General features: G+C 35.0%; 13 protein-coding genes. 11 read left to right on the top strand and 2 right to left on the bottom strand.

The features are described 5' to 3' along the window. The first annotated feature begins 307 nt into the window (after positions 1–307). From ACLCDV_RS13270 to ACLCDV_RS13220, 11 genes are all read left to right on the top strand, one after another. Complete coding sequence (locus ACLCDV_RS13270) at positions 308–1,363, top strand: serine hydrolase domain-containing protein (RefSeq protein ID WP_411971349.1); 1,056 nt, start codon at positions 308–310, stop codon at positions 1,361–1,363. Positions 1,364–1,371: 8 nt separating this feature from the next. After that, entirely contained in the window at positions 1,372–2,259 is an 888-nt protein-coding gene (bla, locus tag ACLCDV_RS13265; RefSeq protein WP_411971348.1) for a class A beta-lactamase, subclass A2, read from the top strand. Between the two features lie 184 nt (positions 2,260–2,443). After that, positions 2,444–2,836: a hypothetical protein gene (locus tag ACLCDV_RS13260; protein WP_411971347.1), complete on the top strand. Its 393-nt coding sequence runs from the start codon at positions 2,444–2,446 to the stop codon at positions 2,834–2,836. 96 nt (positions 2,837–2,932) lie between these two features. Next, positions 2,933–3,142, top strand: a complete 210-nt coding sequence (locus ACLCDV_RS13255; protein ID WP_411971346.1) for a hypothetical protein — start codon at positions 2,933–2,935, stop codon at positions 3,140–3,142. Beyond that, positions 3,100–3,327 (top strand): integrase core domain-containing protein, encoded by a 228-nt coding sequence (locus ACLCDV_RS13250; protein WP_411973944.1) that lies wholly within the window; start codon positions 3,100–3,102, stop codon positions 3,325–3,327. The genes ACLCDV_RS13255 and ACLCDV_RS13250 overlap by 43 nt, the downstream gene beginning before the upstream one ends. A 185-nt stretch (positions 3,328–3,512) precedes the next feature. Beyond that, positions 3,513–4,346: a helix-turn-helix domain-containing protein gene (locus ACLCDV_RS13245; protein ID WP_317666605.1), complete on the top strand. Its 834-nt coding sequence runs from the start codon at positions 3,513–3,515 to the stop codon at positions 4,344–4,346. Positions 4,347–4,420: 74 nt separating this feature from the next. Further along, positions 4,421–5,869, top strand: a complete 1,449-nt coding sequence (locus tag ACLCDV_RS13240; RefSeq protein WP_317666606.1) for a serine hydrolase — start codon at positions 4,421–4,423, stop codon at positions 5,867–5,869. Positions 5,870–6,415: 546 nt separating this feature from the next. Then, positions 6,416–7,351, top strand: coding sequence for an Rpn family recombination-promoting nuclease/putative transposase (locus ACLCDV_RS13235; RefSeq protein WP_411971345.1), 936 nt, complete (start codon positions 6,416–6,418; stop codon positions 7,349–7,351). A 915-nt stretch (positions 7,352–8,266) separates the two neighbouring features. Then, positions 8,267–9,346, top strand: coding sequence for a transglutaminase-like domain-containing protein (locus ACLCDV_RS13230; protein WP_411971344.1), 1,080 nt, complete (start codon positions 8,267–8,269; stop codon positions 9,344–9,346). Between the two features lie 180 nt (positions 9,347–9,526). After that, the gene (locus tag ACLCDV_RS13225) at positions 9,527–10,222 is read left to right on the top strand and encodes a DUF3784 domain-containing protein (protein ID WP_120333794.1); all 696 of its coding nucleotides are present in this window, start codon (positions 9,527–9,529) and stop codon (positions 10,220–10,222) included. Positions 10,223–10,248: 26 nt separating this feature from the next. Beyond that, a complete protein-coding gene (locus tag ACLCDV_RS13220; RefSeq protein ID WP_317666609.1) occupies positions 10,249–10,614 on the top strand; it encodes a hypothetical protein in 366 nt (121 codons plus the stop codon). A gap of 2 nt (positions 10,615–10,616) precedes the next feature. Here ACLCDV_RS13220 and ACLCDV_RS13215 read toward each other — a convergent pair whose 3' ends face one another. Further along, positions 10,617–11,525, bottom strand: coding sequence for a hypothetical protein (locus ACLCDV_RS13215; protein WP_411971343.1), 909 nt, complete (start codon positions 11,523–11,525; stop codon positions 10,617–10,619). A 19-nt stretch (positions 11,526–11,544) separates the two neighbouring features. Further along, positions 11,545–12,240, bottom strand: a complete 696-nt coding sequence (locus ACLCDV_RS13210) for a hypothetical protein (RefSeq protein WP_411971342.1) — start codon at positions 12,238–12,240, stop codon at positions 11,545–11,547. Between the last annotated feature and the right edge of the window lie 18 nt (positions 12,241–12,258).

Here is a 12,258-nt window from a genome sequence, read left to right as displayed (position 1 = left end):
ACTCGTCAATATGAGCTGTAATGTCTTGCAATAATAGCGGTTAAAACGACATTCACAAAATAAAATTTAAGTTTATATTTTTATCTATACTTATGTAAAAGGAATGTCTTCGTCGGGGTATTTCCAAAAGAATAGAAATTGATCCTAAGTTTTATTTTAATTTTGCTCGGGTATTCAATTTTTTTATTGTTTCTTTATAGTGGGTAGCGCTTTAGTTGGTTTTATAGATACAAATTCAGCATAAGACCTGAATTACTAAGCCTAATGACCGTAAAAATTAAGAGAACTAGTAAAGGGCATCAATATAATGACACAAATTTTTAAATTAGCATTTCTTGCTATCGCATTTCTTTTGACAAGTTGCAATTCATCCGCACAGCAAAAAGATGATTACCCGACAAAGATTGATAGTTTACTAAACGCTAAAGATCCGAGAGCATTTAATGGTGTTGTTTACATTCAACAAAACGGAAAAACGAAATATGCAAAAGCCCATGGACTTACCGACTTTAGCCAAAAGATATCATTGAAAATCGATGATAAATTTTCGACAATGTCGATAGCCAAACAATTTACGGCTGCACTTATTTTACAGGAAGTAGAAAAAGGAACAATTGATTTGGAAGCCCCAATCCGAAAATATTTGCCTGATTTTAAATATTCCTGGGCAGATACCGTTACTGTTCATCATTTGCTGAACAATACATCCGGATTATACAGCGAAAACATAGACAAGCCCTTGAAATTTAAACCAGGAACGGCTTTTAGCTATTCTAACGTTGGGTATTATGTGGCAGGATTGGTTTTGGAAAAACAAAGTGGTAAAAGTTTTGAGAGTTTGGTAACAGCCTTATTCAAAAAATGTAAAATGAATAACAGCTATTATCCCAATAAAAAAAATAGCCAGCTTCTGGTAAAAGGACACACCATAAAAAAAGACGGAGCTTTTCGGTTGAATGTAAAGTCAGATTTTGATAGTACAAATTATTTCGGTAGTCATCTGATGGTTACTGCTCCCGATCTGGCAAAATGGAACGAATGTTTACATAATGGAAAAGTGCTAAAACCTGCGACTTATAAAATGATGACCCATTATGTAATTACCGACCAACATCAGGTTTTTAGTGAAAAGCCAATTGGTTATGGTTATGGTTTGCGCATAAATGACAAAGCGGATATTTACGAAATTGGCCATACAGGTTTCCATCCAGCAGAAGGCTTTACGGCAGTTAATTTATATTATCCGAAAACTAAAACCAGCGTGGTCGTTATGGAAAATACAGGTAATGAAAATTTTGATATTGCTTACTATTTTGTACAGGAAGTGAGAAAAATTGTGAAAGATAGTAACCTTTTAAAATAAAATTATTGATGAACAAACTTTTATTATTTTTCTGCATTTTCTTGTTTTCAGTTCACTCTTTTGCACAACAATGTAATAGCCTCCGCAAAGAACTTCATCAAATCATTGCAACAAAGAATGCAACAGTCGGTATTTCAATGAAGGGAATTGAAACCAAAGACACATTAAGTATTAATGGACATTTAAATGCACCATTAATGAGTGTGTTTAAATTTCATATCGCCTTGGCGACCTTGAACTTGGTTGATCAGGGTAAACTTTCCTTATCACAGAAATTTTTTATTAAAAAAGAAGATCTGCACGCAAATACCTGGAGCCCAATCCGAGACGAATTTCCGAATGGAAATATGGATTTAACTTTGGACCAGCTATTACGATATACTGTTTCGCACAGCGATAACAATGGGTGTGATATTCTTTTAGACTTGATTGGTGGTCCAGAAACCGTCCAAAAGTTTATCAATAAACAAGGAATAAAGGATTTTACCATAAAAGTCAATGAACAAGAAATGCGAATTTGGGAGAATCTTTATGTCAATACAACAACACCATTAGCGTCCACCGAATTATTGGAGAAATTTTATGCAGGACAGGTTCTTAAAAAGAACACTACAAAATACCTCTATCAACTGATGGTAGAATGCTCGAGAGGCCTTACTTGGATGAAAGCAGGGCTTCCCGAAGGAACAGAATTGGCGCACAGAACTGGAATTTCAGATAGAAATGAGAATGATTTAAGAGCAGCGATGAACGATGTAGGTATTTTTAAACTTCCCAATGGAAATCACGTTGTTCTTTCTGTTTACTTAAAAGATATTACCGAAGAACGAGAGGTCACTGAAAAAATTATTGCCGACATAACCAAAGCTATCTGGAATTACTACACGAAAAAATGAATATTTATCCAATGAGGAAATAAGGGTAATACAGTGAATGGTTGAAAAAAGAAACCATAAATACCTTTTCATTTCACAATATTGCTAATATTATTAGTAGTATTGTAAAATGAAACCGCTAGAAATCTTTTGCCGAAATCGGGTAATGTACGCTCAAATTACCGTGCATGATAAAAGCATGGGCATGAAAGATTATCATCTTTACAACAAAAATGGTCTTGCTTTTTATGTTTTCAGAAAATCTCAGGGCGTGTGGGAATTGGCATTCGGTGTACTTGCCGATGATATCAAGGAAGCGTGCATTGACGCTCTTATACTTCGTTTTGATACGGATGTGCCCGAGTTGTTTTATCATCATGGAAAACGCCAGGTAGTGGAAGTTCGGGCCAAGAAATACAGCCTTTGGCATATTTATCTCAATAATGCTTATGTAGGAAGTATTCAATATTACACCTTCACTAAGCAGTTCAATTACCACCTTGAAGACAATTGTTTATTGACCGATGATCAGGTGCAAAAGTATATAGTCCTGATCCAACGTGGGGAATTAAAGTGGATAAAGGACGATATGCGATGAAAAAGGATATAAAAGGAAAAAAACTTTTAGTCTGGGAGGATCTCAAGGCTTCCTATCCACTGCTTAATGATAGTGGATAACTATAGTCGTAAAAGCATGGCTATTGCGGTTGGACAGGGGCTTAAAGGAAGTGACGTTGTTTATGTTTTGGAAGAGCTCCGACTATTCCAGCAGGCAATACCCAGAAAATTCCAAGTGGATAACGAATCGAAATTGCGGAGCAATCATGAACACCAAATAAAACAAACACAGGTGAATCATTTATTTCCAAGAAGGTCGATAGACTTGCTTATGAACATCAGGTAGAATTAGTTTTCTTCAGACTAGGAAAACCAACAGATAATCCGTATATTAAATTATTCAATGGAAGTTTTCGGGACGAGTGTCTGAACGCGCATTGGTTCCTTTCATTGGAAGATGCCAAGGAGAAAATGAAGTCTGGAGGGAAGAATACAACAACTTCGGGCACCACAGCAGTTTGGGGGATCTGACACCTGAAATGTTTATCTAAAAACAGGTCAAAACTTGAATATCCAGAATCGCAGATGAATGAAATTGTTTTGGCAACCGATTTTCTGAGGATGAGGTAAAGAAATGACAGATGACAAGAATACAAGCCAGCGATGAGTCCAATTTTATATATTTATAAAAAGTAAATTAGGCTCTAGCAAAACCTATGAAAATAAAAGTTTATTCCCCCATTAATCCTTTACTTAAAAAATACATTGAGTGTATTTATATACTCACCCATAGCTCGGAAGAAGAGCCTGCTAAGTATATCACTTTCCCATCTATTTTTACCATTGTTTCGAGCAGTGAAAAATCAAAATCGATCAGTAACGGCAATCAATTAGTCATCAGACAATGCGATCATAACGAAGTGGAAACTAATTTGGTATCTGATTTTAATAAGCCTGTGTTTGTACAATACGAAGGAACAATAAACGAAATCACTATCTATTTTAAACCCCTAGCTATTAATTCATTTTTGGAGCACGAATTAAACCATTACAACAGCTCCAGCTTTTCTGAATTTGTACCTTTTGAAGATTACAGAAGAGTAATGATCGACATTCTTTCTTTGCAAAATGACATCGAAAAAATCGAAACCATTGAAAGATATTGGTTATCCAAATTAAGAGGATTTCAGCACAGTTTCCTTGAAACTATTTTATCTGAAATGATGTGTGAAGAAAATGACGTAGTAAACATAACAGAACTATGCGAAAAGAATGCTATTTCGCGCACCACATTAAACAAACACTTTCGCAGGCATATCTGCAAGACACCATCTGAATTCAAAAAAATACTAAAATTTAGAAATGCGGTTAATAAATATTCATCCTATAAAGCAAAAAACAACTTAACAGATATCGCCTATAGTGTTGACTATTTTGACCAGTCGCATATGATCAGGGAGTTTAAATCAGTGACAGGGTTTTCGCCAAAGGCTTTTTTTGAAAAGACGACAGCGCTGGAAAAAAAGCAAATTCACTGGCTGTTTTTATAGTTAGGTTTACAATTGTACAATTTTTTCTTTTCGGCCTAAAGTAGCTTTGCTGCTTAATCATAAATCAAAACACTATGACCATTCGTCAAATCTATTTTATTATAGCCATCTGCTTCATTGTTCTTTTGCCGGCTGTTGCAATCCACGCCCAAAATTTGAGAAATTTCATTGATCCGATAAAAACCCAACTGAAAAATCTTAAAAAAGAAAATAACTTAAGCGGGGTTGTTCTGATTGCAAAAGATGGTAAGCCAATCTATCGGGAAGCCTTTGGCTTTTCCAATTTGCCAGACCGTGTTAAAAATAAACCGGACACAAAGTTCAACTTAGCATCTATCAACAAGATGTTCACTGCAATGGGAATCATGCAATTGGTGGAATCCGGTAAAATTTCGATTCAGGATAAAGTAGGTCAATATCTCACCGATTATCCCAATAAAACGGTTGCCGACTCTGTGACCATCCATCAATTATTAACACACACTTCAGGAATGCAAAGTTTTTGGGAGGACTATGACAAGCTTGCAAAAGTAAACTTCAAAACAGTTTCTGATTATCTCCCACTGTTTGTAGATAAAAAATTAGCATTTGCACCAGGTAGTAACTTCTACTATAGCAATTCTGGATATATGGTTTTAGGATTAATTATTGAAAAGGTATCGGGTCAGAATTATTTTGATTTTGTAAAAGAACACATATACAAACCCGCAAAAATGATCAATACGGATGCATACGAATTGGATCATGTAATCCCAAATTTGGCCACCGGCTACACCATGTCATTGGAAGAGCCGGGACAATGGAAAAGTAATATTTCCTCAAATCTATACAAAGGAACACCAGCTGGTGGCGGCTATTCAACAGCCGATGATCTGCTAAATTTTGCCAATGCTTTGCAAAGGAATATATTATTGAGTAAAGAAAGTATTACGCTTAGTACATCGGGCAAAGTAAAGTACCGAGAGGGAATGTACGGCTACGGATTTGAAGAAAACAAAATCAACGGACACCGCGTCTTTGGACATACCGGTGGACACGATGGTATTGCTTGTGAACTTATGATTTATCCGGATTTGGGCTATACTGTTGTGATTCTAACCAACGGAGAAGTCGAAAATTATTGGGAAGCAAGTAATCTGATCAAAAAGCAATTAGTAGGTTCAGCACCATCCATTGACAATTTCTTTTACACGAAGGATATCATCCAAACTGTACGCGATAAAGGTTATGAAGCTGGTATTAACGCAATAGAACAGAATTCTAAGAAATATTCATTGAGGGAAAATCTGATTGAAAGATATGCTTATAAGTTCCTGTTCGAAAAGAAAGCGAATCAGGCAATCGATTTGTTTAAGCTGAATCTTCACTTTTTCCCTAATTCAGCCAACGGCTATTATTACATCAGTGAGGCATACATGGTTTCTGGTCAAAAAAAACAGGCTATTGAATATCTAAAGTTATACCTTGAAAAAGAGCCCCAAGACAATGATGCTAGATTAAAATATGAATTGCTGATGAAATAGCTATAATCGATCTGAGTGCAGATCTGTAATTGTGAGAATTTGGTTGAATATCTAAAGTCCCGAAATCTCTAAAAAGTGGACGATGCCTATTGAGAATTGAGGCCGGCAGATGCGCTTCTCTTACACCGCTAATGTTTAAATTATTTATAGCTTGAGACGCATTATCATAGGAAACCCGCTTATTCAGAGGGATATGTGTAGATAATGGCACGGCAATCACGTATGGTTACAACAATGCAAATAAGAGTAATTATCTAAAGCGTTAATAGGATAATGTGCGGAACTGCTATTAAGACAACAAACGTTAAGAAAAGTGATTAAAAGTAATTTATACATAATCGATATTATTTACTAGGTTATTGTTCTAATTTATGACATACTAAGTAATTCATAAAATTTGATAAAGAATAGTCTTTCTGTAACTTTTTAGCTCGTGCGATTGATTATCAATATAATTTACTTGTCTACTTGTGTTTTTTTACTAATTATTTTAGTATTTTTAAATTTATTATTGTATATTTGACTGATAACCAATTAATAAATATTATGGCTAGATCAAAAAAACATTTGGGTAGGTATGTAGATCCACGTACTGATTTCGGTTGGAAATTTTACTTTGGTAGGGAGGACAACAAAATCTTACTGATTGAGTTTCTCAATAGTCTATTTCATGGAGAGAAGATAATTTCGGATCTAAGATATAAGCCTGTAGAACATGATGGTGATTATGAGGAAATGCGTCGTGTTGTATTTGATTTACATTGTATAGGCAGCGATGCCGAGGTTTTCATCATTGAGATGCAGCAGCTCTTTCAAGAATTTTTTAAGGACCGTGCAGTGTACTATACCTCACGCCTCATCAATAAACAATTAGCGCGAGGTAAAAAGGGGAGTGATTATTACCTACCGGAGGTTTACTTTATTGGTATTTTGGAGTTTGATATGGACAGAAATGGAAGTACCGGTATATCCCGTGTCACAGAGCGGCCTTATTTCTATGATGTTGCGCTGTGTGACAAATTGACCAAAGAAATATTCTATGATAAATTGGGATATAAAATGATTTCGCTTCCATTATTTAATAAACAGCCAGAGGAACTAAAGACAGTTATGGATCAGTGGTTGTACTTACTTAAACATTTGAGTACCATGGATAGATTGCCATCATTTTTGGATAAAAGAATATTTGGTCTTATCTTTGAGATAGGAGAGATAGGTAAATTAACGGAGGAGGAGCTAATGTCATACGAAGCAAGTTTAAAACATAAGCGTGATGCTGAGAGCGTATTTAATTCGGCCAAGAAATCCGGAGAAGCTTTAGGTCACGCTAAAGGTCTAGCAGAAGGTAAAGCCAAAGGACTAGCAGAAGGAGAGCGTAAAAAAGCTCTTGAGACTGCTAAAGCATTTAAGGAAATGGGGCTACCTATAGCTGATATTGCTAGGGGCACAGGGCTTTCTGTCGAAGAGGTCGAAAAACTCTAAGTTTCTTTATTTTGGATGACTGCTCCACCAATAGATGAATGGCAACCACCATATCCAGTTGGGGTTTCATAAATGGGTGCTATACTGTAGAAGCGCGCCGTTTGGATCGCTGATCCTGTTTTCTCCCTTTACCTTTAAATTTCTATAGATGTACACGGGGGGGGCAGTATCCCCCAGGGAATTCCCCACCAACCAAGAAGTGAGCAGGACACAATGGCTTTTCGATTTTGCTTGTCCAAACAATCCGGGCAGGCAATGACCCATCTAGTTTCGGTGATACTCATAACTATGATACTTTTGATACTGTGGTAGATTGTCCCATTTAACTTGTCCCGAGTATTGTTGCAGATAGGGCACGGACAATTTCGCAGCAGTTCCGCATAATGATAAATATCTTCAATAGAATGCTGTTCAAAGTATTTTTTTATTCTTAATATATTGTTAATTTTAGTTCAAATAGTTTTAAATTATTTTCATCATGAAAAGTTAATTTATGAAATCCCATTTACAACCTGTATTAATATTTCTTATGTTTTTTATTTTTAGCTGCAAATCAGAAAATAAAATTGATTTTTTGTATTTGGAAAATAAATTTTCAAAAAATGCCGCTGACAGTATAAGATTACAATCTTTGCTATTTATCAAAGACAATTTTGATGATCTAACATCAGAAAAATCATTTTTTTTAAGGATCATGATTTTGATTCTATTCCTTATTTTCTAGACACTATTACTTCGGAAAGTTCTTTAAGATCAATAATATCAAAGAATAAATTATCGTACCATTCTCTATTTGTTAGAGATAGTAAGATTCTTACAACTGAATTTCTGGAGCAAAATATAAATTCTGCTGTAAGTCAATGGAATACCTTTCCTTGGAGCAAACAAATACCGAAAGATATCTTTTTAAATTATTTGCTACCATATAAAGTACTGTTAGAATACCCGAGTGGTTGGAGGACATATTTTCAAAAACAATATCAAGATTCTATTAATAAATTTGTCAGAAATGGAGAAGAGGATACAGACAAAGTAAATGCATCTATCATCGCAAAATTATATCAATCAATCAATTATTCAGAAAATGCTTTTAAACTAACCAAAAACCCATCTTTAAATGAAATATTAGCCATTGGAAAAGGGGAGTGCTATACATTATCTCATTTATTTGTTTATGCAAATCGATCAGTGGGAATACCAAGTACAATTGATATAGTGCCCCTTTGGGGATCTAGGAACGGAAGTCATGCGACAGAAGTTTTTTATAGAAAAATTGAAACTAATCCTAATAAGTATACTTATAGCTTCAAACCATCCAAAGGTTCATTTTTAAACAGACCTGCAAAAGTTTTTAGATTCAGTTTCAAAAAGGTTAATGTTTGGGACGATTCAATTAAAGCACTTATTGAGCCCCAAAAAAGCTATATTCCAGAATTCTTAAAATCAAATCATCTTCTGGATGTAACCGACCAGTATGCGGACGTTTCCAACTTAAAATACACGTTCATAAATCGACAAAGTGATAAATTAGCGTATATCTGTGTTTTTAATTATGGGCAATGGATGCCATTGTTTTATGGTCGAATTACAAATAGTCGGTTTGCTATATTCAATAAGATGTCTAAAAACATGCTGTATCAAGTAGGTGTTCCTGAAGGAAGCTCTTATAAGTTTGTTGATCGAGCCTTTATATTGGACTCATCTGGTAAGATGATTTATTCAGAGCCAAATACGAATGTTAGGATAAAAATTAAAATACAAAAAATAAATGAAGGCGAAAATTCCTGGGTAAAAGCTAATTCAAAATATGCGTTGTCTATTCTGAATAAAAAAAATTACTGGGAAGTTGTTTCAGTTAAGTATTGTGAAACTGATTCTGTCCTGAATTTTGATAAAATACCTTCAAATTCATTTTATAGACTTAAAGAGATTGGTACAAATCATAATTTAGAAAGAATTTTTTTGTGTAAAAATGATAAAATAATTTGGTATTGATTTTTTTAAGACACATATTGTTTTGGTAAAGAGTGTTTTAGCTTTTTGAAAAAATAAAAATATCAAATTTTAAAAATAACTAACTAGATATTTATTTTTATTTTTATGTAAATAATATATTGTTTACATTTGACGATAATTATAAACGCGACATATTTTTAATCAATTTTCTTCAGAAGAATGTTATTGTATTTGTTTTTTTCTATAATGCTGATTATGGCAATCGTTATCAACGAAAAAAATGCCCGGTATATTCTTGCAGGGTATAATTCGATGTCAGAAATTGAAAAGCAACAATTTGAATTGGTAAAATATTTGAAATTTTTCAAAAATTATCTTTTGATATTGGCTGTTTCCTATATTGTCATTGGAGTTATATTATTCGAGATGTTCGATAATGCGAATATTGGTATTATATTCTCTGTATTATATCCTTTTTTTGGCTTTTTCCTTTTAATATATAAGTCCTTAAATTATTATAGAAGTAGTTCTAAAACTAACGTGTTGGTCTTAGTTGCTGGGACGGCAATTATTATTGCAATTATAACTGCTATTTCTATAGGGTTAAGTAACCCAACTATAAAATTGAATGATAATAAGTTATTCATTTCTGGTCCTTACGGAAAAACAATAAATATTGATGATATTCTATCCGTGGAGAAGATATCTACACCTATTCAAACGAAAAAGATAAGTGGGTTTCAAATGGGTAATGTCCGTAAAGGGAAATTTGAGTTGCCAGATGATGAAATAGTAACCATTATATCAACAAGCGATAAAAAATACTTAATGATATTTACAAAGTCTTCCAAGTATATTATAGACTTTGATAGTGTATTACAAGCTAAAATTAATGAAAAATTAAAAAAGCAATAAATTTTAACCATTTTATTTTTTATTTTATGAAAATCAAACAATTAATTTTGATCACTTTGAGTGTGATTGTCGGCTCTATTATTATTTATAGCTGTACAAAGGATGCAAATGAAGATGCAAAATCGCAGTATTCTGGCGAAGAAATGTTTCGTGCCATCTATTTTTTAGAAGGAAATGCTGTCAATGAATTATCTTCGCTAAAGCCCGCCCTTTCTCAGATGCAGAAATCCAAAAGTGCAAATCCTGATAGAAAAAGAGATGAATTTGTTAAAGAGATGAATATGGAGAGTCGACAGGTATTTATTAAACCACCGACGTACAAAACTGCGTTAGCTGTTAATTCTCGAAAATGGTATATGACCGTACAATATACTGTATGTCTAGTCAAATAAATTCATTGGTCAAGCCAATGAACTATATTGAGCAAAAATTGCGCATGTTGTGTTGCGGCCGGATGGTTCATTCCTCTTTTTTCACTTTTGATGCCATGGAGTTGTGCCGAAAAAGGAGCGCCATCTCCGAATACCACAATCCTGCCTTTCCCAAACCTAAGGTAAGCGCCGTTTGCAAACCCTTTGCCCGACAATCGGGGAATATCATCTGGAATAGGTCTTTTTATCTGATTAGCATCATTGGGTAGGTAGATATCATATTCTTCATTTAATAAAGAAATAATATGTGCCTTTGTTGGTACGATAAACCCAGTTCCACCCCAGCACATGATACTGTCTATTTCCTTACCTGATTCAGTGGTTATTTCATTGGATAACAGTGTTTCTCTATCCTTTGAGAAGATCTCGGGACGTCCATTCTTAGGTAAGGCAAAACCGTTCACGATATGAATTCCAAATGCCGCACCAAGCTTTTGTACAGACCCGCCACAGGGCATGTGGTCGGTGACTAGAAATAGGCTTCCACCATCAAATACCCATTGACGGAGAGTTTCTATCTCCTGATCGGTAAAGGCCGAATAGGTGGGTAATTTCCAGTTTTCCGGATTATATAAGGCATTTATGCTGATATAGATTTTTACTTCTTTTAATTGATCGTAAGAGATTTTTTCTTTAACACTTCGGAGGCGATATCCATCAGTTAGAAGGAGATCTGAAAAAGGAGCGTAGGCTCCTCTCAAAGTAACCGGATTGTTGTGTGCCTCGTCAAATAGGAGTAGAGGTCCATCACCGATCCGGTGGTGCGGATCGGTAATGGGATAATGAAACTGTTCATCTGCTACCTGTTGGGCGCTAAGCTGAGCTGTACCCAGCAGAAGCAGCAGGAATAAGCAGGCAATAAATCTGTTCATAATATTTTTTTGAATAGGATTATTGGTCCGTCTTTATCCAAACATCATTTTCGAAACACTGCATTTGCTGCACCTTTCCATTGGCAACAGAAAATGTCAATGGGAAGGTACCATCATCATTGAGGAAGAAAAATTCCGAACGAGGGGTAAATGAAATTGTTTTGTTATCCCACAATTGCGTAAGCGTTAAGCCGGTTGAGGAGGGTTCTATTTGAATCTTAAAGTTGTTGTCATTTACCTTTAGATAAGTTCCGGCAAGCTGTTTCAGTTGGGATGCGGTTAGAGTCGCAATTTTATTGGGGTCAAATGAGACGCGCTCACATACAATTCTACCCAGGATCTTGGTTTGGCTAAAATCGCCGGAATCATCCTTTAAAAATTCTATGGCATATCCTTCGTTTTTGGATTCAAAATGCGTATCATCTTTACGGACCAGCTGATATCTTTTTTTCTGATCCCACAGCTGTGTCGCATACAGGTTGTTGTCTTGCTCCTCGAAAGCAATGAAAGCTACTTTATTGGGTAGCTGGTAGTAGCCTTGAAATGATTTTAGCGGAACCAACTGTTGTTGCTGGGGGCTATCTTTAGGGCTGGGCTGTGCAAATGTATCAATCGAAGCAAAAAGACAACATGCTCCCACCAGAAGACCAGATGTTGCTTTGGAAAATTGGCGGATCGCTCTCGAGCACCCGCTTGGTTTGATGTATTGTATCATAATTTTTTTTGTTGATAT

Source organism: Sphingobacterium sp. Lzh-3, assembly GCF_046764375.1.
GTDB lineage: Bacteria > Bacteroidota > Bacteroidia > Sphingobacteriales > Sphingobacteriaceae > Sphingobacterium.
Note: the sequence above shows the minus strand (reverse complement) of the source record. Positions and strands in the feature narration are given on the sequence as shown.

What these genes read in the sequence shown, in the direction of transcription:
- ACLCDV_RS13260 (WP_411971347.1), top strand. Translation starts at nt 2,444, where the DNA reads ATGAAAGATTATCATCTTTACAACAAAAATGGTCTTGCTTTTTATGTT.
- ACLCDV_RS13225 (WP_120333794.1), top strand. Translation starts at nt 9,527, where the DNA reads ATGTTATTGTATTTGTTTTTTTCTATAATGCTGATTATGGCAATCGTT.
- ACLCDV_RS13220 (WP_317666609.1), top strand. Translation starts at nt 10,249, where the DNA reads ATGAAAATCAAACAATTAATTTTGATCACTTTGAGTGTGATTGTCGGC.
- ACLCDV_RS13210 (WP_411971342.1), bottom strand. Translation starts at nt 12,240, where the DNA reads ATGATACAATACATCAAACCAAGCGGGTGCTCGAGAGCGATCCGCCAA.
- bla (WP_411971348.1), top strand. Translation starts at nt 1,372, where the DNA reads ATGAACAAACTTTTATTATTTTTCTGCATTTTCTTGTTTTCAGTTCAC.
- ACLCDV_RS13215 (WP_411971343.1), bottom strand. Translation starts at nt 11,525, where the DNA reads ATGAACAGATTTATTGCCTGCTTATTCCTGCTGCTTCTGCTGGGTACA.
- ACLCDV_RS13270 (WP_411971349.1), top strand. Translation starts at nt 308, where the DNA reads ATGACACAAATTTTTAAATTAGCATTTCTTGCTATCGCATTTCTTTTG.
- ACLCDV_RS13240 (WP_317666606.1), top strand. Translation starts at nt 4,421, where the DNA reads ATGACCATTCGTCAAATCTATTTTATTATAGCCATCTGCTTCATTGTT.
- ACLCDV_RS13255 (WP_411971346.1), top strand. Translation starts at nt 2,933, where the DNA reads ATGGCTATTGCGGTTGGACAGGGGCTTAAAGGAAGTGACGTTGTTTAT.
- ACLCDV_RS13245 (WP_317666605.1), top strand. Translation starts at nt 3,513, where the DNA reads ATGAAAATAAAAGTTTATTCCCCCATTAATCCTTTACTTAAAAAATAC.
- ACLCDV_RS13235 (WP_411971345.1), top strand. Translation starts at nt 6,416, where the DNA reads ATGGCTAGATCAAAAAAACATTTGGGTAGGTATGTAGATCCACGTACT.